Source organism: Dyadobacter sp. HNCC25DJ183, assembly GCF_056895175.1.
Window position 1 is genome coordinate 92,585 of record NZ_JBXHAP010000001.1, and the last position, 22,223, is coordinate 114,807.

The 22,223-nt window shown below is 46.4% G+C and carries 18 protein-coding genes; 7 read left to right on the forward strand and 11 right to left on the reverse strand.

Annotated features, from left to right (window positions below; translation table 11 throughout):
• The first annotated feature begins 2 nt into the window (after positions 1 to 2).
• Positions 3 to 3,086 carry an efflux RND transporter permease subunit gene (locus AC1XTG_RS00360; RefSeq protein ID WP_484840581.1) on the forward strand — a complete coding sequence of 1,028 codons (3,084 nt, stop codon included), beginning with the start codon at positions 3 to 5 and terminating at the stop codon, positions 3,084 to 3,086.
• Positions 3,087 to 3,140: 54 nt separating this feature from the next.
• Here AC1XTG_RS00360 and AC1XTG_RS00365 read toward each other — a convergent pair whose 3' ends face one another.
• The 3 genes from AC1XTG_RS00365 to AC1XTG_RS00375 form a co-directional block, all read right to left on the reverse strand.
• Entirely contained in the window at positions 3,141 to 3,482 is a 342-nt protein-coding gene (locus tag AC1XTG_RS00365; protein ID WP_056288252.1) for a hypothetical protein, read from the reverse strand.
• Between the two features lie 128 nt (positions 3,483 to 3,610).
• Positions 3,611 to 4,381, reverse strand: a complete 771-nt coding sequence (locus AC1XTG_RS00370) for a LytR/AlgR family response regulator transcription factor (protein ID WP_056288248.1) — start codon at positions 4,379 to 4,381, stop codon at positions 3,611 to 3,613.
• Positions 4,356 to 5,600, reverse strand: coding sequence for a sensor histidine kinase (locus AC1XTG_RS00375; RefSeq protein WP_229238711.1), 1,245 nt, complete (start codon positions 5,598 to 5,600; stop codon positions 4,356 to 4,358). The genes AC1XTG_RS00370 and AC1XTG_RS00375 overlap by 26 nt, the downstream gene beginning before the upstream one ends.
• A gap of 125 nt (positions 5,601 to 5,725) precedes the next feature.
• Between AC1XTG_RS00375 and AC1XTG_RS00380 the strand changes: the two genes are divergently transcribed.
• Both AC1XTG_RS00380 and AC1XTG_RS00385 read left to right on the forward strand, forming a co-directional pair.
• Positions 5,726 to 6,748 (forward strand): LacI family DNA-binding transcriptional regulator, encoded by a 1,023-nt coding sequence (locus AC1XTG_RS00380; RefSeq protein ID WP_056288245.1) that lies wholly within the window; start codon positions 5,726 to 5,728, stop codon positions 6,746 to 6,748.
• Positions 6,749 to 6,836: 88 nt separating this feature from the next.
• Complete coding sequence (locus AC1XTG_RS00385) at positions 6,837 to 7,478, forward strand: bifunctional 4-hydroxy-2-oxoglutarate aldolase/2-dehydro-3-deoxy-phosphogluconate aldolase (protein WP_484840582.1); 642 nt, start codon at positions 6,837 to 6,839, stop codon at positions 7,476 to 7,478.
• Positions 7,479 to 7,578: 100 nt separating this feature from the next.
• Here AC1XTG_RS00385 and AC1XTG_RS00390 read toward each other — a convergent pair whose 3' ends face one another.
• Together AC1XTG_RS00390 and AC1XTG_RS00395 are read right to left on the reverse strand one after the other, a co-directional pair.
• A complete protein-coding gene (locus AC1XTG_RS00390; protein WP_484840583.1) occupies positions 7,579 to 7,893 on the reverse strand; it encodes a helix-turn-helix domain-containing protein in 315 nt (104 codons plus the stop codon).
• A 12-nt stretch (positions 7,894 to 7,905) separates the two neighbouring features.
• Positions 7,906 to 8,244, reverse strand: a complete 339-nt coding sequence (locus AC1XTG_RS00395) for a type II toxin-antitoxin system RelE/ParE family toxin (protein WP_484840584.1) — start codon at positions 8,242 to 8,244, stop codon at positions 7,906 to 7,908.
• Between the two features lie 238 nt (positions 8,245 to 8,482).
• On the opposite strand from AC1XTG_RS00395, the gene AC1XTG_RS00400 reads away from it, so the two are divergent.
• Positions 8,483 to 8,950 (forward strand): nuclear transport factor 2 family protein, encoded by a 468-nt coding sequence (locus AC1XTG_RS00400; RefSeq protein ID WP_484840585.1) that lies wholly within the window; start codon positions 8,483 to 8,485, stop codon positions 8,948 to 8,950.
• 517 nt (positions 8,951 to 9,467) lie between these two features.
• Positions 9,468 to 11,705, forward strand: coding sequence for a bifunctional alpha,alpha-trehalose-phosphate synthase (UDP-forming)/trehalose-phosphatase (locus AC1XTG_RS00405; RefSeq protein ID WP_484840586.1), 2,238 nt, complete (start codon positions 9,468 to 9,470; stop codon positions 11,703 to 11,705).
• A gap of 52 nt (positions 11,706 to 11,757) precedes the next feature.
• Here the strand turns inward: AC1XTG_RS00405 and AC1XTG_RS00410 are convergent, their stop codons facing one another.
• The 5 genes from AC1XTG_RS00410 to AC1XTG_RS00430 all read right to left on the reverse strand — a co-directional run bounded on the left by AC1XTG_RS00410 (position 11,758) and on the right by AC1XTG_RS00430 (position 16,387).
• Entirely contained in the window at positions 11,758 to 12,012 is a 255-nt protein-coding gene (locus AC1XTG_RS00410) for a hypothetical protein (RefSeq protein WP_056288225.1), read from the reverse strand.
• Between the two features lie 224 nt (positions 12,013 to 12,236).
• The gene (locus AC1XTG_RS00415; protein WP_484840587.1) at positions 12,237 to 13,310 is read right to left on the reverse strand and encodes a dipeptidase; all 1,074 of its coding nucleotides are present in this window, start codon (positions 13,308 to 13,310) and stop codon (positions 12,237 to 12,239) included.
• A 10-nt stretch (positions 13,311 to 13,320) separates the two neighbouring features.
• Positions 13,321 to 14,430: a D-TA family PLP-dependent enzyme gene (locus tag AC1XTG_RS00420; RefSeq protein ID WP_056288218.1), complete on the reverse strand. Its 1,110-nt coding sequence runs from the start codon at positions 14,428 to 14,430 to the stop codon at positions 13,321 to 13,323.
• Positions 14,431 to 14,476: 46 nt separating this feature from the next.
• On the reverse strand, positions 14,477 to 14,953 hold the full coding sequence (locus AC1XTG_RS00425) for a RidA family protein (RefSeq protein WP_056288214.1): 477 nt from the start codon (positions 14,951 to 14,953) through the stop codon (positions 14,477 to 14,479).
• A 120-nt stretch (positions 14,954 to 15,073) separates the two neighbouring features.
• Positions 15,074 to 16,387: a GntT/GntP/DsdX family permease gene (locus AC1XTG_RS00430; protein ID WP_484840588.1), complete on the reverse strand. Its 1,314-nt coding sequence runs from the start codon at positions 16,385 to 16,387 to the stop codon at positions 15,074 to 15,076.
• A 283-nt stretch (positions 16,388 to 16,670) separates the two neighbouring features.
• On the opposite strand from AC1XTG_RS00430, the gene gyrA reads away from it, so the two are divergent.
• Positions 16,671 to 19,301 (forward strand): DNA gyrase subunit A, encoded by a 2,631-nt coding sequence (gene gyrA, locus AC1XTG_RS00435; RefSeq protein ID WP_056288209.1) that lies wholly within the window; start codon positions 16,671 to 16,673, stop codon positions 19,299 to 19,301.
• 73 nt (positions 19,302 to 19,374) lie between these two features.
• Positions 19,375 to 20,835 carry a tetratricopeptide repeat protein gene (locus AC1XTG_RS00440; protein ID WP_056288206.1) on the forward strand — a complete coding sequence of 487 codons (1,461 nt, stop codon included), beginning with the start codon at positions 19,375 to 19,377 and terminating at the stop codon, positions 20,833 to 20,835.
• A gap of 43 nt (positions 20,836 to 20,878) precedes the next feature.
• Here the strand turns inward: AC1XTG_RS00440 and AC1XTG_RS00445 are convergent, their stop codons facing one another.
• Entirely contained in the window at positions 20,879 to 22,222 is a 1,344-nt protein-coding gene (locus AC1XTG_RS00445; RefSeq protein WP_484840589.1) for a hypothetical protein, read from the reverse strand.
• Position 22,223 lies beyond the last annotated feature (1 nt).

A 22,223-nucleotide genomic window follows, 5' to 3' on the forward strand; every position in this document is an offset into this window, starting at 1 on the left:
TCATGAAACTACCTGAATTTGCCGTCAAAAATTATCAGTTTACGCTGGTGGTGTTCCTGGCAGTAATGGCGCTTGGCATTTATTCTTTGCTGACGATGCCGCGAAGCGAAGATCCCGACATTCACCCGCCGCAGTTTACAGTCGTGGTGATCTATCCGGGCGCAAGCCCGAAGGATATGGAGCAGCTTGTGGTGGATCCGATGGAGAAGAAGATCAACGAGCTGGACAATATGAAGCACGTGATCACCGACATTCAGGACGGATTGGCGGTGATGCAGATCCAGTATAAGTACAGTTCCGATCCCGAGGATAAGTACCAGGAGATTGTGCGCGAGATCAACAGCATTCGCGGCCAGCTTCCTGCCGACATTGCGGATATCCGCATCAACAAACAGATCCCTTCCGACGTAAGTATCTACCAATTCGCGCTGGTCAGTGAGAATGCGACTTATACGCAATTGAAGAAGTATTCGAAGGAGCTGAAAGAGCAGCTGGAAAAGATCAAGAGCCTGAAAAAAGTGGATTACCAGGGCGTCCCTGAGCCACAGGTGAAGGTAAGTCTGAACCTGCAAAAGATCGCTCAGCAGCAGCTAACCCAAAATCAGGTGATCGCCGCCCTCCAAAGTGAGAATGTGAATATACCCGGCGGAAGCATCAGTATGGGTACCAAGAAACTTAATGTTAAGACGAGCGGTAACTATCGGACGCTGGACGAAATCGCCAATACGGTCGTTTCCACGGCGAATGGAAAGATCGTTTACCTGAAAGATGTGGCCGAAGTGAAAATGGGCTATGAAGATGAAACCCACCTCGCCAGATTGAATGGGTACCGTTGCAGTTTTGTGAATGTAAGTCAGAAAGAGGGAGAAAATATCATTGCCGTGCAGGACCAGGTAACGCCGGTAGTGGATCAGTTCAAAACCAGGCTGCCGGCCAATATCGAGCTGGTGAAAGTGTTCGACCAGGCAAAGAGCGTCGATACACGGCTCTCGCATTTTGCCCGCGATTTCGGCATTGCGATCCTGCTGGTGCTGCTCACATTGCTGCCGCTGGGTACACGGGCTTCGGTGGTGGTGATGATCTCCATTCCATTATCTCTCGCGATCGGGCTGACGCTGATGAACCTTTTCGGGTACAATATCAACCAACTGAGTATTGTCGGGATGATCGTCGCGCTCGGTATCCTGGTCGACGACAGCATTGTTGTCGTTGAAAACATTGAAAGGTACCTGCGAATGGGCTTTAACCGCGTGGATGCATCTATTAAAGCTTCCTCGCAGATCGGGTTGGCGGTAGTAGGCTGCACGATCCTGCTGATTTTCGCTTTTCTGCCGCTCGTATTTCTTCCCGAGGGTGCAGGTGATTTTATCCGTAGTCTGCCGCTCTCCGTTATTACCACGGTGTTTGCGTCTATGATCGTATCGCTGACGATCGTTCCCTTTTTATCAAGCGTGATTTTGAAGCCGCATGCGAGCGAGGAAGGTAATTTTTTGTTGAGGGGAATGAAAAAACTCATCCACGGAACTTACGGCACTATCCTGGATAAGGCATTGAAGCGCCCGGCCGTGACGCTGGTAATCGCCGCATTGATCTTCGCAGGCTCACTTGCCCTGGTCCCGCTCATTGGAAACTCACTTTTTCCCAAATCTGAAAAACCGATGTTCCTGGTTAGCATAGAAACGCCGCAAGGGACCAATATCAGGAAGACAAACCAGGTTGCCCGCTATGTGGAGGGTGTTTTGAAGCAGGAACCACAGATCACTTCTTTTGCTACGAATGTGGGTAAAGGAAATCCCAGGATCTACTATAACGTAGTCCAACACAATGAAAGCGAGAATTTTGCGGAGATTTTCGTGCAGGTAGAAGGTTTAAAAACCACGGAGAAAGTGGAAGTGATCGAGCGTCTCAGAAAGAAGCTGGAAGGCTATCCCGGCGCAGAGATCAAGGTGAAAGACTTTGAGCAGGGCCCGCTCATCGAGGCGCCGCTTGCTTACCGGATCTACGGTGAAAATTTATCAGATCTTCGTAAAACGGCATTTCGCGTAGCGGATCTGTTGGCCAAAACGGAGGGTACCATCTATGTGAACAACCCGCTGCTGGTGCAGCCTACTGACCTGCGTATCAGCATTAACAAGCAAAAAGCAGGAACCCTCGGCATTTCCTCTGCGGAAATCGACCGTACGATCCGGCTGGGGGCGGCGGGACTGAATGTGGCTACCTACCGCGAGGATGTGGGTAAGGCGGATAATTACGATGTGAATGTGTCCGTTTCGCGCAATGCAGCAGTTCAGGATTACAGTGTTTTTGACAAGCTGTATGTTACCTCCGCCTCGGGCGCTAGTATCCCTTTGAAAAACGTAGCGACGGTAGAATTCGAGAGTTCGCCCAATCAGATCCGGCATTACGATAAAGATCGCTACGTCACTGTATCCGCATTCGTGAAACCGGGCTATAATGTGCAGCGGCTTGATGAAGAGATTACTTCAAAGCTCAATCAATTCAGATTTGAGGATGGACAAACTTTCACGGTAGCCGGCGAAAAGGAAAGCCAGCAGGAAAGTTTCGGCGGTTTGGGACTCATTATCCTGGTAACTATTTTCGGCTTTCTGGGTGTGCTGATACTTGAATTCAAGACATTCAAAAGTATACTGATTGTGCTTTCTGTGATCCCGCTGGGCATTGTTGGCGGATTGGCTATGCTCTTCCTGACCGGCGAGACCCTCTCTTTCACTGCCACAATCGGCTTTATCGCATTGGTAGGTATTGAGGTCAAAAACTCATTGCTCGTGGTGGATTTTACGAATCAGCTGCGCGAGCAGGGCAAAGGAATTGAAGAGGCAATCATTGAAGCTGGCGAAATTCGTTTTGTGCCTATCCTGCTTACTTCACTCACTGCAATCGGGGGATTACTGCCGTTGGTGATCGAATACAGCGCGCTCTACTCGCCGCTTGCATTGGTGCTGATTGGTGGATTGATAAGCTCTACATTACTGTCGAGGCTAGTGACGCCGGTGATGTACAAGCTGCTCCCTCCGGCCATTGAGGTGAAGAAAGAAGTGCGTGAAGTTGCGGAACTGGCTTATTAGTAAAAAAAGTAATCGGTAGGCCGGGTTTGTTTAAGCCCGGCCTACTGATTTTGATTATAGCTGTATCAAACTTTGCAGTAGGGCAGGCCGCCTGAAAGCTTCGATGCTGCTGACCGGCAATGCTATTTCCGCAGACTTGTTGCAACGTAGGGCAACCGGCTTCACTACCAGTTTCTGGTTCATCGGATCGTAGCACCAATGCGACTCGCCGACGCCTTCGCGGAGGTTTTGTTCAAGTTCAGGAAGAGGTCCCGACGAGATGGTAGGTGCCAGCAGCGCTAGCCCAATGATTACGGCACTGCCACCAATCGCGGCTGGTGCCCATTTTGACTTCGCCATAGCACGCAGGTCGCGCGTGAGGGCGGAGTTTGGGAAGTTGAAGTTTTTAAATTGCATGGCTAAATAGTTAAGTAACAGAACAGGCGCAAATTCGCCTGCAGATAGCCCGTGCGGAAGTACTACTGTTTGAATTGTAGATTATTTTATCTGAACTGTGCCTATCAGTGCCTGAAACAGATTTGCTGTCAGCCGATTTTTGTGAGAAAAGCGCGGATATTTTCCCGGTATCCTCTTGTCCACTTTACTTTATCACCTGTGGAAAGATGGATAATGTACTCGCCATTAAAGTACGTTTCCAGTTCAGAAATATAGTTCATGTTAACGATGTTGGAGCGGCCAACGCGGATCATGATGTCGGGATCAAGCCGATTTTCCAGGCTGCTGAGGCTTTCGTAAATGGTGTAGGTTTTGGCAGCAGTATACACCGAAATGTAATTTCCGTCTGCCGAGAAGTGGCTGATATCTGCTGTTTTGACCAGATACATTTTACCGGCTTCTTTCACCAGAATCCTCTGCAGATAATTCTCCGGTCGCTCGCGCTGTTCTTTCAGGAGGTTGGCAACAAGCTCCTCCATGCGCGGCTGTGATTTGAGGCTCAGCCGCTCTTTTGCCCGCCCGAGCGACTGATGAAACCTGATCTCGTCAAACGGTTTCAGCAGGTAGTCAATCGCATTCACCTCGAAAGCACGAAGCGCATATTGATCGTAGGCAGTTGTAAAGACCACAAATGGCTGATAATGCGGCCAGATTTCCTTCAAAACCTGAAACCCGTCCAGCTCCGGCATTTGTATATCCAAAAAAACCAGTTCGGGCCGATACTGAAGTATTTTAATCACCGCCTCCGATCCATTGCCAGCCTCTCCGGCTACCTGAATGTGCGGGTCGTCTTTCAGAAATGTGCGGATCACATCTCTTGCCAGGATTTCGTCGTCAACGATCAGACTGGAATGTTTCATTGCTGCTCATTAATTTGGTTTTTGCCTGACCTTCAAAAAACAAGGTCACAATGGTACCTCCGCGCGCCGGCTGTTCGAAAGTCAGACCTGCTTTTTCTCCGTACGCCTGCTTCAATCTCGATGTTGTATTTTTCAGCCCGAGCCCCATTCCCTCCGAATCCTTCTGCTGTCCGGCTCCATTGTCTTCCACTTTTATTTCCAGTCCGCTGTTGCTTACGGTAGCTTTAATGCGGATCAGTGCGTCGGTAGTCACATCCGAGATACCGTGTGTGATGGAGTTCTCGACGAGCGGCTGCAAAATCAGCTGCGGCACCGGGTATAGTTCAGATGCAGGATCGATCTCGTATTCCACTTTCAGCCTGTCCTGAAACCTGACCTGCTGAATGCTCAGGTACTGTCGTGTAAGTTTAAGTTCTTCCTGCAATGGAATGAAATCAGCCTTTTGGTTAATCAAAACCGCCCGAAGCAGGTCGCTTAAAGTGGTGATCATTACGGTCGCCTTCCGGATATCATTCTTGATCATGAGGCTGATCACGGCGTGAAGCGTATTGAACAGGAAATGCGGGTTAAGCTGCATTTTCAGTGATTGCAGCTGCGCGTTGGCCAGCTGGCTCCGCAACTGTTCATTATTTAGCTCAATATCAAAATGCTGCTGCTTTAATGCCTGATAGCGATAGATATAAGACACTTTATTAAAGCCAACCACCAGCAGAAGGTACTGTGCAAAACTCCCTGCGAAGCCGAAATAAAAGGAAAAGAGGTATTTTTCAAGAGGAATCGACTTGCCTGCTACTTTGAACATCAGCGGATTGGTAACAAAATAATGCAGCAGGTTTACAAACACATTCAGAAAGCCTACTATAAACAGGTGGATTAAAATGGCTTTCAGGAGCGAACCGTCCCGCCCTTTGAATGCGATAGGCACTTTGAGCGAAGCCCATAGTACCAGCGGCGTAGTCGACCACCAGAATAATCCGTCAAGGAACCAGATAAAAAGCTCGTTCGGCTGCATGGTGAAGCCTTCACGAATGCGCCAGAGCATGGTGAGCTGCCACAAAGTGATCAATGCAAAAATGCCCCAGTAGCAAAACGAATACCACCAGAACTCTTTTTCGGAGACCGGCAACTTGGATTGATCGAGCAGTTTTCTCAGGAAATTATTTCGCTTTTCAGGCACGTTGCGGGAATGAGGATGTGGGTTGTAAAATAAGTGTGGCAAAATATGGTTTTCAGCGCATTTACTTAAACCGTTGGCTCACTTATCTGAACTGTGGTAAATGGGTCTGTAATGCCAATATTGGGTAGAGAAAGGATTTTTGCTTGTTTTATGTGAAAGCGACCTCAATGAAAAAGGCTTCCCTCAAGGACATTGCACATAAAGCCGGCGTTTCCACCGCCCTCGTTTCCTATGTTTTGAATGGGAAGGAGCGTGAAACGCGGGTAGGAGAAGCAATTGCGAAGAAGATCAGGGAGATCGCATTGGAGCTCAACTACCAGCCCAATCATTTGGCGAAGAGTCTGCGCAGCGGCAAAACGCACACCATTGGTCTGGTTATCGCCGATATTTCGAACCCGTTTTTTGCCAATATCGCGCGGGTTGTGGAAGACGAAGCCAAGCGAAACGGTTACACGGTTATTATAGGCAGCTGCGATGAAAACGCAGATAAATCCTGGGACCTGCTGAATGTACTGATCAACCGGCAGGTAGACGGGATCATCATTGTTTCCTCGGAAGGCTCCGAAAACCAGATCCATTATCTCAAAGAAAGGAAGATTCCGTTTGTGCTCCTGGACCGGCATTTTCCGGAAATTCAAACCGATTTTGTGGCAACAAACAATTACAAAGCCTCCTATGATGCTGGCATTCACCTCATCAAAGGAGGGTATACCCGGATCGGGATTATCGCCTATGATTCTAAAATGTACCACATGGAAGAGCGGGTACGCGGCTATAAACACGCACTGGCCGATAGTCAGATCCAGTTTCAGAATGAATGGTTGAAAGAGGTACGCTTCGACACCATGGAAGGCGAGGTACGAATTGCAATTGACCAGATACTGTCCCTGCCCGAGCGGGTTGAGGCACTTATATTCGCGACTTACGGATTGGCGATCAATGGACTGAGATACATCAACGAGCTCCGGCTCAAAGTGCCGCAAGATCTGGCGATTGTCAGCTTCGGTCAGGCAGAAGTTTTCGACCTGTACTATTGTCCGATCTCCTATCTTCGCCAGCCGCTTGAACTGTTGGGGAAAACGGCAGTGGAATTTCTGCTCGCCAAATTTGTTAACCCGGAAGAAGGAGTAAGGCAGATCCTAATGGAGGCCCGGCTGATAGCAAGGGAATCTTCCAGTGCAAAGAAGTGATTGTGCATGGAAGGAGCGAGTTAGCGCTTCAAGTGGCGCGGAGCAAAAAGGCGCTCACAATTGATGAAATAGATAGTTAATTAACACAATGAATAAAGAAAAGTTTTCATTCCCGCTATTTGAGAAAGCTCCTCTGGTAGGGATTATCCGGAATGTAGATCTGGAAGATATCAAGCAAATTCTTCCTATTTACAGGGAAGCTGGTCTTACCACAGTAGAAATCACCATGAACACCCCTGGCGCAGCTGACATAATCCGGTATGCTGTGGAAAATGAAGCGGCAGGTCTGAATATCGGAGCGGGTACGGTTTGCACAAAAGATGATTTGAAAAGTGCCTTAAAGGCCGGCGCCCAGTTCATTGTTACGCCTGTGATCAGCAAGAAAGTAATCAAATCGTGTGTGAAAAAGGGAGTTCCTGTCTTCCCCGGTGCATTTACACCTACCGAGATTTATAATGCATGGAGCCTCGGAGCGACAATGGTGAAAATTTATCCGGCAACCTCCCTGGGACCTGAGTATATCAAAGACCTTAAAGCCCCTATGAACCAGCTCAAACTTCTTCCAACAGGAGGCGTGGGCCTGGACAATATGGTCGCATTCATGAAAACAGGCGCAAATGGACTAGGTATCGGCGGACAGCTTTTCGATAAGAAGCTGATCCAAAATAAAGATTGGGAAGGTTTGAAAAACCATTTCATCCAATTTGTTCAAAAACTGGCGGAGCTCTGATTACCTGAAACCCATTTAAAAAGTATATTCCCCTGTATTACTATTGATTTGTATACGGCATTTAATACTTTTTAATAGTATATGATGTAATTACAGGTAGCTACTTTTCAACATTAATACTAATGTTAGGAAGCTCCACATGAAGCTGCACTTTGGCCTTCAAAGCAGCAAACACGCGGATTAATGTATCTAGCGTCATGTTCGCTGCATTGTTTTCCAGTTTTGAGATCTGCGCTTTTTGTACACCAACAAGCTTACCCAACTCTTCCTGTGTAAGCTGCCTTTCAAGACGCGTGTCCCTGATTGCTTTGCCCACCAGGTCTATCTGCAGGTTGTACTCGAACCTGTCCCGGGCGGGTGTCCCGATCTTGCCGATTAATTCGTCCTGTACTTCTTCAAGTGTGAAAGTTTTCATTTTTTGAATGGTTTATTTTTCATCGAAATACTTACTTCTAAGTTTTTGAGCTCTGCCCACTTCATTTTCCGGCACTTTGCTCTGCTTCTTGATAAAACCATGTGTCGCAATGACCATCGTCTCTTCTGCCTGAGACTTATCCCAAAATGCCAGAAGGCGGTACTGTAAACCTTGATACAATGTCCGGAACTCCCATATTTCACTATTAAGCTTCTTCAAAAGCTCCGGGTCATTCTTAGCTTGTGCTTTCCTGACGTTGTACAATATCTTTTCGGAATGTTTCTTATCCAGTGCTTTCAGGAAAGTAAACGCCTCTTCGAGGAATACCACCTCAAACAATTTTTCAATCATAAAGTTACATCAATTTTTTGTTTCTATATATGGAAACCATCTTTTTTCAAGATTTTTTCCTCCTTTCCTTTTTAGACGTAGCATTAACTGGAAAGTAACTGTGGATCTGGCTTTATTTTTCGTGAGCTCGGCCTGGATCAGGTGATTTATGATCATATGTGGCTAAAAAGCCAGTATAGAACGGAGAGGATGGTATTTTAAAGTCAGGAAACAATTTTAAACTTAAATTACCTCTTGCATGAAAAGTGCTATCCCAAGAAGCTGGTTGGGCATTTGCCTGGCTTTTTTGTTAATCACGCTACTAACCCCGCAATCAAGTATGGCGCAAAGCAAGGAAGAATCAGAAGTTGCAAAAGCAGTGGAGTCTTTGAAATTGCTGCTTGTTGAACCCAATCAAAAAGGACTTGAAGCAATTTCTTCCAAAGACCTGAGCTATGGCCATTCGAATGGGTTGGTTGAAGATCAGAAAACATTCGTCGAGTCGCTGATGACCGGCAAGTACGACTTTGTAACAATGGATCTCACGGAACAGACGATCAAGATAGTTGGCAATGCAGCAATCGTGCGTCACATTCTTACCGCTAAGACGAATGACGCCGGAAAAGGCTCCGGCAATGCAAATATCAAAGTGTTGCAAGTGTGGCAAAAGCAGACAGGCGGCAAATGGATTTTGATCGCCCGCCAGGCTGTGAAGATCGTCGCTTAACAGTTAATTAGATATACAAATGAGAGCGGCAGGAGCAATCTTGCCGCTTTTTGTTTCTGACAGGATTGGGCAAACAACAAAAAAATGGCGGTCATTTCTGACCGCCCGCAACCCACAACAAAGAGTGGCACAGTATTAATCTGCGATTACGTGATTGTAGTCCAGGACTAATCTAGGGTTTTCTTTCGAAACCTGTATTTGTGTTCAGTCATCACATTATTCTGCGGAAAACAGCACTTTTAGATGCTTGCAAAGTAACCCTAGGATTATTTTGCGGTTCGCCAGAAGCGACTCCTGTAATGTGATGAACGAGGTTGCGGAGGCTAAGCTAATGCAATTTCAGGCAAAGCCAAAATCTGCCTAGTAGAAAAAACCCCAGATTGTGTAGCGAATTGTTCAGAAAGACTGGCAGGGGCAATGTGCGCCTTTATGCTTCTTTCAGGTTTAGTTTGGACACATATCAGCATTCCGTCGATTTAGACCGGAATGGCACAATTTTGACGTAAAATAGTAGTCTATGGAAAATTTATCAGATCATGGTAGTGCAGGAAGATTAATAATAGTCGCGTACCGCCTGCCTTTCAAACTGGTTTGGGAGAACGACCAGCCCCGGTTATTCCAAAATTCGGGCGGTCTGGTCTCTGCCGTTTTATCGCTTGTTAAAGATACCAGCAATGCTGCTTTCAATGCGAACGAGAAAATTCAATGGGTTGGGTTTTCGGAGAATACGCAGGAGGAGCTGGAAGGACAGTCCATGGAGAACGACGACTTCCAGGCGCATCCGGTTTTCATTCCCGAAGAGATGAATGAAAACTATTATGAAGGTTTTTGTAACAACCTCATCTGGCCGCTGTGTCACTACTTCCCGTCGCTCGCCCGCTTTGAAGACGCTTATTTCGAAGCTTATCAGCAGGCCAATCAGCTTTTCTTTGAAAAACTGTCAGAGATCATCAGACCTGGCGATGTGGTTTGGGTACAGGATTACCAGTTGATGCTCCTGCCTGGCATGATCCGGGAGAAATTTGCTGCCAACAAGGTCGGCTTCTTCTTTCACATACCTTTTCCTTCCTACGAACTCTTCCGCATGTTGCCGACAGGCTGGCGGAAGGCGATTGTCAATGGAATTTTAGGAGCTGATGTGGTTGGTTTTCATACCAATGATTATGTAGAGTACTTTCTGAAGGCCGCGCGTCTGGTTTCGGAGCATGGCAACAAGCTGCATTACATTAATATGAGCAACCGGATTGTGAAGGTTGATTCATTTCCGATCAGTATTGATTTTGCCAAATTCAATGACGCCTACGATAAGCCGGAAGTGGTGCACGCCAGGGAAGATGCCCGGCAATCTTTAAAGGAGAAGATTATCTTTTCTGTGGACAGGCTTGATTATTCCAAAGGTATCATTCACAGGCTGCGTGGTTACCAGCGATTTTTGGAGCGATACCCCGAGTGGCACGAAAAGGTTTCTTTCGCGATGGTGGTAGTGCCTTCACGGGACACAATCGAGCAATATCAGCAGATGAAATCCGATATCGATCAAACGGTAGGGAAGATCAATGCAGATTTTGGAAGTATCTCCTGGCAGCCCATTATCTATCAGTATCGCTCGATGCCTTACAATGAGCTTGTCGGCATGTACACTGCCAGTGATGTGGCACTGATCACGCCGGTTCGAGATGGTATGAATCTGGTTTGCAAGGAATATGTAGCTAGTCGAAAAGACCGCCGGGGAGTATTGATACTCAGTGAAATGGCGGGTGCCGCTGCGGAGCTTGGTGAAGCTTTGATCATCAACCCGCTTGACAGACAGGATATCGCAGATGCAATCAAGCTTGCATTTGAAATGCCGGAAGAGGAGCAGATTAAACGAATGGACGCAATGCGCGAGCGCATCAGAGACTACGATGTTTTTGCGTGGACAAACGACTTTTTTACACAAATGACAATGCTGGAACAAGAACACGAAAGATTGAAACAGGCTTTTTTGACCGACAATGGAATCAATGCGATCCGTCTGGCTTACCGAAGAGCTTCAAACCGGATCCTGTTTTTTGACTATGATGGTACACTCGCGCCGATCGTGCCTGATCCCGCAAAGGCCATTATTTCTCAGGATGTAAAAAGACTGATCGGCGAAATTGCGCAGCGTGACACGGTAGTAATCGTGAGCGGAAGGGACAAGTTTTTCCTGGACAAGCTTTTCAGGGACTTACCTGTACATATGATCGCCGAACACGGCGCTTTGATCAAATTGAAAGGTGAAGAAGATTGGACATTGAACGAGAATTATGAGGAGGGATGGAAAGATAATATTCGCCCGATTATGGATATGTATGCCAAAAGATGCCCTGGCGCATTTGTGGAGGAAAAGGAAACTTCGCTTGCCTGGCACTATCGTACTGCTGACGACCCGGAATACGCAACACGTCGCGCTCAGGAGTTGTTATGGCAATTGAAAAACTACATTCAGCCTGAAATGAACTTGCAGGTAATTGATGGAAACAAGGTTGTGGAAGTTAAGAAGACTGCATTCAACAAGGGAACTGCAACGAAGATGTTTGTAGATAATGGCAGCTATGATTTCGTTTTGGCGATAGGAGATGATACTACGGATGAAGATATGTTTGAAACATTGCCGGAAACATCTTATACCATTAAAATCGGGGATGATTTGTCTGCTGCCCGAAATCACATTAAAAGTCAGGAAGAGGTATTCTACTTTTTGAACTTCATGGTATCTGCCGACCAGGAATAGGTAGGGTTACTAGCAAAAGCGGCCCGGCGATTTCGCCGGGCCGCTTTTATTTTCAGGCGACAGCAAGCTCGCCGCCGCTCGAATCGAGGTTTTCAAGTTTGATGAAGTGACAAACGTATCCTGCGGATCTTAATGCAGTCTCAATCACTTTGAAGTCTGAAAGCTCAGATGTGAGTGTAAGCATCAGATCCTGGAAATCGTAAGCCCAATGTTTTACATTCAATTGTTTGAGGCAATCGTGGAGGCGTTGAAATGACTTATTGTTTTTGATCCGCGTTCTAAACGAAATCTTATATGTGTTTTTCATTCTGGCTAATTAACGGTCGGTTGATATTCAATTGGCAATCGCTGTGGATCAAAGATGCTAATTATTTATAATAATTCCAAATAAGAAGCTCCGATTTCCAGCTTTATACGTAAACAAAAAAGCCTCGCAATTCGTAAGGCCGAAATTGCGAAGCTTTTCTGAAAAAGGTTTTATTATATTATTAAGAAAATATTAGATTTTACATTAATTACTTTACACAACAATCAACCAGCCCAGGCAATTCGCAGAAACTCAACCCAGTTCTTCCACATAATCTTCTCGATGTCTTCATCAGCGTAACCGCGGGAGGCGAGGAGGGGAGCAATTGTTTGCAGGTCGGCAATGGAGTCGAGGTCGCCGGGAGATTGTTCTTTGCCGTAAGCGCCGTCAAGGTCAGATCCTATTCCTACATGATCCGCATTGCCTGCTATCTGGCAAATATGATCAATATGCTGTACAATGTGCCCGATCTTCAATCCGGTACTTTCGGGCGTGGATTTTCCTCTTATCCAACCGGGAATCATCATCCACGCGTCAAATGCCATTCCGATCACCGCGCCTCTTTCGATCAGTGCCTTGATCATCTCGTCTGAAAACTGGCGGTTGTGCGGAGTAATGGCTCGTGTAAGGTTGTGACTCGCCCAAACCGGACCTTTATAAATGTTGAGCGCTTCCCAAAATGCAGTATCGCATAAGTGCGTCGCGTCGAGGATCATATTTAACCTATCCATTTCGAGGAGCAGGTCCTTTCCTTTTTGCGACAATGGCGCGTCAGAATCAGTACCATAGGCATATACGCCAGGCCCGTAATGCGCAGGGCCAATGGCGCGAAGTCCGTAGTTGTAGGCGATTTCCAGGTTTTTCAGACTGATCAGGGAATCCGCGCCTTCAAGACTTAGTATATAGCCGATCGGCAGGTTTTCGGTTGAAGCTGCATTTTGCCAAAGTGACAAATGTGCCGTGAGTTGTTCAAAATTCGTGATCTGGAACATTTCACCCGCTTCCTCCATGGCCTTGTACCACGCAATCTGCGCCTGGCTTTGCGCCCAGGCCTGGGCCTGGGAATGCCAGCCGGGTATCTTACTGTCAGGCTTGACAAACCGGGCAATTTGCGTGGCTACGCAGATACCGATATTACCTTTCCGCATTTCCGGAAAACTGACTACGCCTTTGCCGCGGTCGGGTTTGTCGGTCAGGTTTTTTTCCCGCTCTCGAATTGCATACAGGTCCTGGGTCAAGTCCCGGTTCCATTCCACCGCGTTCATGGAGAGATCGAGATGGGCATCAAATAAAAACATACAAATTGATTTAAATAGTTAATCTCCGGCTCCGTGCGACAATCTTCCATTCGCCTTTGATCGCTCCGGCTTCAATGATAGTAGCAAAGTCGTGAAGCGCGACAGTCGGGCAAACGTGATAGGGTAATGCGTAAAAGACATCACCTATATTAACACTTTCCCAAACATCATTATTTACCTGTAAAACCCCGTGTTCTTCACTCTGGCTGAGCAACGTGTATCCATTCAGGTTCAAAATGCGGAGGCGGTTTTCAATAGGGTTTTCCGCCGCTATCGCTTTGTGTCCCAGGTCGATGGTGACAATCCCGACGGTGGGTTTTGAAACAACGCGCGTCAGTATCAATGCGGCATGCTCAAAAGGCTGGCCATCGAACCGGTCGCCGTAGCCCCAATCCCAGAGTATGTTGGTACCTGGACTCAGATATACATGCTCTCGCAATGCATGAACAGTAAAGGAAGGAGAGCCGCCGACTATGATCATGGGATCACGCCCGACGTCATTTTTAACCAGGTCGATCAGTGGCAGTACTTCATCATAGGCAGCGTCACTGGCGATTTTCCGTTCAGAGAATTCCGGATTACGGATATGTCCGTCATACACATGCAATCCGCCAACTTCCAGGTGTGACATCGTTGTGAGAAACCTGTAAAGCGACAGCAGCGAACCGTCGATCGGGTGACCTGACCGATTCATTCCATTGTTGACATCGATAAACACACTTGCTTTCAGGCCACGGGCCAGTGCAGCATCGTTAAGCTGGCTCGCTGATTTCTCATTATCTACTAGAGATGAAAAGACAACATAAGGAAATGCTTCTTTCAGCCGGAACAATCGCTCAATGTTCGGACCAACCATCTGGTAAGAAAGGAGGATCCACTTCGCACCCGCATTGGCGACCATCTCTGCTTCGGCAATTGTGGCGCATTTGAATTTGCTGATACCCTGTTCAAGCTGAATAGCAACGATCTCTGCGCATTTGTGTGTTTTTACGTGAGGAACAAGTCGTTCCGCACTTCCAGCAATGCTGATCATCCCCCGGATATTATGACGTATCCGGTCTTCAAAAAACAGCAGCGAAGGCGAAATAACCTGATCGGGATTATCTAGTTGGTACCACATGGCGTTTTAATGAGTGAATGAGTGAATGAATTCAAAATTAAAACTATCACTTCTCTTCAAGCTCAAACATAGCCTCGATCTCTACCGGAATGTTGTCTGGCAGGCTGCCCATTCCTACGGCGCTTCTTACGCCGATTCCGTTTTCTTCACCCCAGATCTTCGCAAAAAGTTCGCTGGCACCGTTGATGATGAATGGATGTTTTTCAAACTCTGACGTACAGTTTACCATTCCTAATACTTTGATCACTCTCTTCACGCGGTTCAGACTGCCCAGATTTGCCTTCAATGTAGATAGGATAGTTAATCCAACCTGGCGCGCTGCGAGCTTTCCCTGATCCTGGTCCATATCCGCGCCGATCCTGCCGATGATCAATTTGGCATCGTCTTGTACGGGTCCGTGTCCCGATACGTACACCCAACGTTTGTCAACGATAATCATTGGTTTGTAAACGCCAAGAGGCTTGGGAGCGGGTGGCAGCGTAAGTCCAAGCGCCGCGAAATTTGATTCAGGTGTATTTTCCATTTTTGTTTTCCTCCGTTCGCTAAAGCGAACGGGTATGGATTAAATTGATTTGCGATTTTTTTTTAACATCCATTTCCGTTCGTTTCAACGAACGGGAAAAGGGGGGTATTTGCCGGATGCTTACGCTACGGTCAAAAACAAATTTAGTATCAAAACGCCCACCAATCCCATAATTGACACAATTGTTTCCATTACAGACCAGGTAAGCAGCGTGTCTTTGATGCTTAGATTGAAGTATTCTTTGAACAGCCAGAAGCCGCCGTCGTTGAGGTGTGAAAACATCAAACTTCCTGACCCAATGGACAGTACGATCAATTCCGGCTGTACGGAAGCATTAACCAAAAGAGGAGAAAGGATACCCACAGTTGTCAGTCCGGCTACCGTTGCAGAACCTACGCAAACGCGTATCACAGCAGCAATTCCCCAGCTCAGGACCAAAGGAGATACATCAATCCCAGCCAGGCTCTCTGCGATATAGGTACTCACGCCGCTTGCTGTCATGATCTCCTTGAATACACCTGCACCGGCAATAATCAGCAGGATCACAGATACGCCTTTGAATGCTTCTTCCATTGATTTACTGATCTTCTTCATATCCATTCCGCGGGCGATGCCGAGGGTGTAGGCCGCGAAAAGTACAGAGAGGAGCATACCGAAATACGGTTCGGCAAGAAGTCCGATGATCTTGTTATCAGGATAATACCGCTTGATACCTGACATCGCGGTAAGTAGAAAAACAGGCAGCAATGCGGTAATAATGCTGATACCGAGCCCGGGTAGCTCGGAGCTGGGCCTGGCTTTTACATTAAAAAGATCTTCGTCAGGTTTTGGTTGAAAGCGTTTCAATGTACTTCCAAAAATCGGCCCTGCTACTGCGATAGCAGGAATGGAGACAATAATACCGTATAAAAGCGTTTGACCGAGATCAGCATTCAGCTGACTGGCGATGGCGGCTGGCGAGGGGTGGGGTGGGAGGTAACCGTGTGCTACCGACAACGCCGAGAGCATTGGAATACCGACATAAAGTAATGGAAGGCGGGCAGTGGCGCTGATCATGAAAATCAATGGGATTACGATCACAAAGCCTGCGTTATAGAAAAGCGGGATTCCAATTACAAACCCCGCCAGCGCCATTCCCCATTGAATGTATTTTTGTCCGAATAAACCGATCAATGCATCTGTAATCCTTTGGGCAGCCCCGCTGTCGGCCACCATCTTCCCGAGCATGGCGCCGAAGCCTACAATGAGAACGAGGTCGCCCAACGTTCCGCCTACACCTTTCTGAATTGCTTTACTGACCGTTTCAACAGTCAACCCGCTCGCAAGACCAAGCCCGATCGATACAAGTAGAAATGAAATGAACGTATCAATTTTGAGCCACGCGATCAGGAGAATCAAAGCCAGGATCGCAATGAAAGTAAGTAGTAAGGGCATAATCGAAATGGTAGGAAAGTAAGCTAACGGTTATAAGCCGGAATAAAGCGTTTTTTAATGACAGATGCCAATTTAGTTTTGCAGGACGTAATAATCGGCATAAAATACACGGGATCACACATATAGCCGGACTGCCTCCAAATAGCATAAAAGATAGTTGCTAGACTGGGCAAAAATCGCGAAATTTGACTTTTTACAAAGGATAATATTGCATTAATTCACTGAGCAGTTGAACATATCCAATCGCTCGTTTTAACAAATTTCGATTCTTTTCTAACACTTTATGGCAGAATCTTCTGGTGAAAACATTATTCCGATTAATATCGAGGATGAAATGCGCGGGGCCTACATCGACTATTCGATGTCCGTTATTATCTCCCGCGCATTGCCCGACGTTCGCGATGGCTTGAAACCGGTACATAGGCGGGTTCTCTACGGAATGTCGGACCTGGGCGTTAATTACAACCGTGCGCATAAAAAGTCAGCTCGTATAGTAGGGGAGGTTTTAGGGAAGTATCACCCTCACGGTGACTCTTCTGTTTATAATACCATGGTGCGTATGGCGCAACCCTGGTCGCTGCGGTATCCATTGGTTGACGGACAAGGTAACTTCGGTTCTGTCGACGGTGACAATCCTGCGGCAATGCGTTATACAGAAGCGCGTCTGAAAAGAATTGCCGACGAACTTTTGAATGACCTGGGCAAGGACACGGTTGATTTTCAGCCCAACTTTGACGACTCGCTGAATGAACCTACCGTACTTCCTGCCAAATTCCCGAACCTGCTTGTAAATGGCTCTTCGGGTATCGCGGTTGGTATGGCGACGAATATGGCGCCGCATAACCTGTCGGAAGTAGTTGACGGTGTGCTCGCTTACATTGACGATAATGAGATTACCATTCCGCAGTTGATGGAGCACATCAAGGCTCCTGATTTTCCAACAGGCGGTATTATATATGGTTACAATGGCGTAAGATCAGCAATGGAAACCGGCCGCGGTAGCATTATCATGCGTTCCAAGGCGATTTTCGAAGTTGCTAAAAACGGTCGGGAGCAGATCATTGTTACCGAAATTCCGTACATGACCAACAAGGCTGCAATGATCGAAAGGATTGCAGCGCTCATCAATGAGAAAAAACTTGACGGGATTTCTGATATCCGCGATGAATCGGATAGAGATGGAATGCGCATTGTTTTTGATCTTAAAAAAGATGCGATTCCGAACATTGTACTGAACCACTTGTTCAAGTACACACCGTTGCAGACTTCTTTTGGCGTAAACAACGTGGCGCTTGTAAAAGGCCGCCCTGTTACGTTGAACCTGAAAGACCTGATCAAACATTACGTAGATCACCGGATCGTGGTAATCACGCGCCGTACAGAGTATGAGCTGAGAGAAGCTGAAAAGCGCGCGCATATTTTGGAAGGGTTGATTATCGCACTTGACAACCTGGATGCTGTCATTTCATTGATCCGCAGCTCGCGTGATCCTGAAACAGCAAAAAATGGTTTGATGGAGCAATTTGCATTGAGCGAGATCCAGGCGAAAGCGATTCTGGAAATGCGTTTGCAAAGGTTGACAGGTCTGGAAAGAGACAAGATTGTGAAGGAGTACGAGGAGATCATGCTCTTGATTGCAGACTTGCGCGACATTCTTGCAAATGAATTCCGTAAATACGAGATCATTAAGACCGAGTTGACTGAGATTAAAGAACGTTACGGCGACGAGCGCCGGACGAAAATCGAGTTTGCTGCGGAAGAGTTCAGCGATGAGGATATGATTCCTGACGATGAAATGCTCATCACGATCTCGAATGAAGGTTACATTAAAAGAACACCTTTGGCTGAGTACCGGACGCAAACAAGGGGCGGAGTAGGGTCACGCGGCGTGAAAACCAAGGATACCGACTTCACCGAGCACTTGTTCTCTGCGACTATGCTTAACTACCTGCTGATCTTTACTGAGTATGGTAAGTTGTTCTGGATGAAGGTGTATGAAGTGCCGGAAGGTAGCAAAACATCGAAAGGCCGGCCGATCCAGAATTTGATCAGTTTGGAAAATGGTGACTCAATACGCTCGGTGATCAATGTGCGTACTTTGTCAGATGAGGATTATATCAACAATAATTACCTCATTATGTGTACCCAGCAGGGCACAATTAAGAAGACTTTGCTGGAAGCTTATTCAAGACCACGTGCAAACGGAATTATCGCAATCTCGATCAATGAAGGCGACAGGCTTCTGAATGTGGCGCTGACGAATGGAGATAATGATATTGTAATTGCGTCTAGTGCCGGCCGTGCGGTTCGCTTCAATGAGAAAGGAGTTCGTCCGATGGGAAGAACTGCTGCGGGAGTTAGAGGTATCAACCTGACCGAACCAGGCAACAAGGTAATCGGAATGGTTTGTATCAACCGTGAAGATGCGCAGCTCCTGGTTGTTTCTGAAAATGGTTTTGGAAAACGTTCGAATATAGATAGTTACCGCGTAACAAACCGCGGTGGTAAGGGAGTTTCCACGATGAATGCAACCGATAAAGTTGGAAAACTGGTTGCAATCCGGGAGGTAACTGAGCAGGATGACCTGATGATCATCACACGGAATGGTATCGCGATCAGGATGAGCGTGTTGGATATCCGTCTAGCTGGTCGTAATACGCAGGGTGTGAAGTTGATCAGATTGAACAACTCTGACGAGATCACATCGGTAACGAGGATCCTGAAAGATCCGGACGAGAAGGCGGCTGAGCTGGATGAGGATGGTAATGTAATTGCCAAGCCGATTGCAGAAGGACAAGTGCTCGACGGAGAGGAAATCCTGCCCGCTGATGAGCTTGACGAAGAGGTGGAAGACGATGTGATCGAAGACGATGAGGAAGACGAAAATGATCCTTCTGAGGAACCAGAGGCATGATTTTTGTAAAAATTATATTAATTGATTTATATTTAGGATTCGAACAAACCAATCACAATCAAAGTTAATATTTATGAAAAGACTGTTTTTTGTATCTGCACTTAGCCTTTTCAGCCTGGCAGCAGTCGCGCAAGACGATGCTGTCAACAAGGCTCTGGTAGACGGATTTCGAAAGGAAAAAGAGAAAAGCGATAAAGATGTAACTGATCCAAAGGCAAGCGCAAAAGCTGCATTTTGGATGGAGCGTGCCAAGTTGTACGAAAACATCGCATCGCAGGCTTCTCAGGTCGATTCGAGTGCTGCAAAGACTGCAATGGAAGCATATAAAAAAGTTGTTGAACTTGACGTAACCAAAAAAGGGGAGCCAGGGAAATCTTCGAAAGAAGCAACAGCGGCACTTACAGCAGGAGAGGGCACTCAGCTTTTTAATGCATTTGTAAGACAGGGAGCTGAGAAGTACCAGGCTAAAAACCTGAACGGAGCTCTTGAAATGTTTTCAATGGCGCAGGAGATCAATAAAAAAGATACACTTGCTTCTTTGTATGCCGGTATTGCGGCGCAGCAGTTGGATAAAAAGGAAGATGCTAAAAAGTCTTTCGAAACTTATGCAACAAATGGCGGTAAAGATCCAAGCGTATACTATGGTTTGGCTCAGCTGTACCGTGCAGAAAACAACTTTGATAAAGCAATCGAGACTTTGAATAAAGGATTAACTCAATCTCCTAACAACAAAGATCTTAAAGCGGAAGTTGTGAATATTTTGCTTGCATCTGGTAAGGAAGACCAGGCTATCAAAGAGCTTGAAGGTTTGGCCGCTGCTGATCCTAACAATACACAGAACATCGTGAACCTTGCAATCCTGTATGATAACATGCAGAGAACAGCAGCTGACAAGATCAAGCAAATGAGCGCTAAGTCAGGATCAGGTGCAAATTCGGCAGCTACATTGACTAAAAATCTTGAAAGCGAAAAAGGTAAGATCGAAGTTTATGATGGTGAAGTAAAACGTATCAGCGCATTGATCAAGAAGCAGCCGAAAAATGCTGATCTGAAACGTCAGCTTGCTGATGTAAATGCAAAGAAAAAGGAATCACTTGCTGCTATTACCAAACTGGAAGGTGAAGTAAGTGCTGCGCAGGAAGCTGCAAAAAGCAGTGCAAGCTCAGGATCTGAAAAAGAACTGGCTGACCTGAAAGCAAAACAAGCAGATGCAGCAAGCAAAGCAATGGCTAACTATCAGAAAGTATTGCAAATTGACGCTGCTAACTACGATGCACTTTTCAACCTTGGCGTGTTCTACTTTAATGAGGCTGTTCAGTTGAAAGGCGAAGTTGATAACATGAACATGACAGAGTATCAGCAGAGAGGTAAAGAAGTTGAAGGTCGCGTTTGCGGTAAATTCAAAAAAGCGAAACCATACTTCGAAAAAGCAATTCAGGCGAAAGACGAAGCGGAAGCAAAAGAAACACTTGCAACTGTGAACAGCGTACTGGAACAATTTACAAGCAAAGGTGTTGCTTGTGTTGAGCAGTAAGCAATATTAGTTTTTTGAATATTGGAAAGAGCGGTAACGAAAGTTACTGCTCTTTTTTTGTTCCAATAGCGTTAAAATGCGAGTTACTACCGATCTCAGGCGGGAGCAATGTTATGATAGTCCGATTATCCAACAGCTGCTTCAACCGAACCGGATCCGGATAAGGAATATGCATTGTGGGTTGCCGAAGGTAGTTCGGATTGTTTGTTTGAAGGTAGCTAATTACGTTTTTGGTTTGAACAACGGAATGTCGGTGCACCCGTTGTACGTCATGCATATCTGATTTGAACCTCTTTCTGTGCCCATGAAAAAACAGAGGGAAGATACTTAGGATCAGATATTTGTACCATTTTGCCACTTTGTATTCCTCCACAAAACGAATTGCAAACCACGCATTCGCGACCAGTCCAATACTTAGCAATTCTGTATATCGGGAAGGTAAAGCTGTAAGTTCCTGTCCACGGCCGAATGCAATAGCCATAGCTTGAGTCAGGGACCACATTACACATCCTGCCATAAAGAAATCACTTTTACGGAGCCTGTTCCGTTTCAACAAAAATGCAAGGGTAATGAGCGCAGGCGACCAAAGTGGAGCAGCGATCCAGTTGTGGGGACCAACAGGCCAGCTCAGAATCAGTAACAATGAATGTGTCCATTCTGACAAATTTCTTGCGCGGTACATGTCATGAGCTGCAATGTGCGGAATTTGGAAATATCCGATTATGGCCATTATTGTTAAAGCTGCAACAAGAATCCAATACTGAATCTTGTTTCCGGGTTCGCTTAGCCATTGAAGCAGATACACACCTGCTACTGTAAGTGGAGTCAGAATGCCTGACGCCGTGGTGAGGGTACTTAGGAAGCAGAGTAAGAAGACTAAAAATTGCGCCGAGGCTCTTTCCGGAAAGGCAGTGCTCAGACCAAAAGCTGTCACTACAAACAGTATCAGAAAGTAGAACTGGCTTTGAAATCCTACCAGCCAGTTTTCGAAAGAGAATGGAAGTGTGAACTGTGCAATCAAAACAGGTAAAATCCACCATTTTCTTCCATTCAGGCCATTGAACCTGTAAAGAAAACCAAGTAGGATTGTAGGGATAGTAGCTGCAAGAACTACATTGACTTTTGCGGAAAAGAGGTTATTCCATTGACCTGTGATCTGGAATAACATCAGTGAAAACAGTCGGGTAGGGAAGATGCGGTGCTCATTGTGTGGGTTCCAAAGATCTGATACTTTGAGAGTTCCTTCCACCCAGGGGCGTATTAAATGATCTCCTTCGGCGTCCCATTGATCCCAGAAAGGTAGCGCTACAGCATAGTTTTCAACATAGCAAAGCCGTATAGCAACTACGAGAAGAAAACTCAATATCACTATCCAAATTCCTCTCATA

Coding starts and splice junctions, on each gene's coding strand:
- AC1XTG_RS00385 (WP_484840582.1), top strand. CDS start 6,837: ATGAATAAAGAAAAGTTTTCATTCCCGCTATTTGAGAAAGCTCCTCTG.
- AC1XTG_RS00360 (WP_484840581.1), top strand. CDS start 3: ATGAAACTACCTGAATTTGCCGTCAAAAATTATCAGTTTACGCTGGTG.
- AC1XTG_RS00380 (WP_056288245.1), top strand. CDS start 5,726: ATGAAAAAGGCTTCCCTCAAGGACATTGCACATAAAGCCGGCGTTTCC.
- gyrA (WP_056288209.1), top strand. CDS start 16,671: ATGGCAGAATCTTCTGGTGAAAACATTATTCCGATTAATATCGAGGAT.
- AC1XTG_RS00415 (WP_484840587.1), bottom strand. CDS start 13,310: ATGTTTTTATTTGATGCCCATCTCGATCTCTCCATGAACGCGGTGGAA.
- AC1XTG_RS00420 (WP_056288218.1), bottom strand. CDS start 14,430: ATGTGGTACCAACTAGATAATCCCGATCAGGTTATTTCGCCTTCGCTG.
- AC1XTG_RS00425 (WP_056288214.1), bottom strand. CDS start 14,953: ATGGAAAATACACCTGAATCAAATTTCGCGGCGCTTGGACTTACGCTG.
- AC1XTG_RS00405 (WP_484840586.1), top strand. CDS start 9,468: ATGGAAAATTTATCAGATCATGGTAGTGCAGGAAGATTAATAATAGTC.
- AC1XTG_RS00390 (WP_484840583.1), bottom strand. CDS start 7,893: ATGAAAACTTTCACACTTGAAGAAGTACAGGACGAATTAATCGGCAAG.
- AC1XTG_RS00430 (WP_484840588.1), bottom strand. CDS start 16,387: ATGCCCTTACTACTTACTTTCATTGCGATCCTGGCTTTGATTCTCCTG.
- AC1XTG_RS00440 (WP_056288206.1), top strand. CDS start 19,375: ATGAAAAGACTGTTTTTTGTATCTGCACTTAGCCTTTTCAGCCTGGCA.
- AC1XTG_RS00410 (WP_056288225.1), bottom strand. CDS start 12,012: ATGAAAAACACATATAAGATTTCGTTTAGAACGCGGATCAAAAACAAT.
- AC1XTG_RS00370 (WP_056288248.1), bottom strand. CDS start 4,381: ATGAAACATTCCAGTCTGATCGTTGACGACGAAATCCTGGCAAGAGAT.
- AC1XTG_RS00445 (WP_484840589.1), bottom strand. CDS start 22,222: ATGAGAGGAATTTGGATAGTGATATTGAGTTTTCTTCTCGTAGTTGCT.
- AC1XTG_RS00365 (WP_056288252.1), bottom strand. CDS start 3,482: ATGCAATTTAAAAACTTCAACTTCCCAAACTCCGCCCTCACGCGCGAC.
- AC1XTG_RS00395 (WP_484840584.1), bottom strand. CDS start 8,244: ATGATTGAAAAATTGTTTGAGGTGGTATTCCTCGAAGAGGCGTTTACT.
- AC1XTG_RS00400 (WP_484840585.1), top strand. CDS start 8,483: ATGAAAAGTGCTATCCCAAGAAGCTGGTTGGGCATTTGCCTGGCTTTT.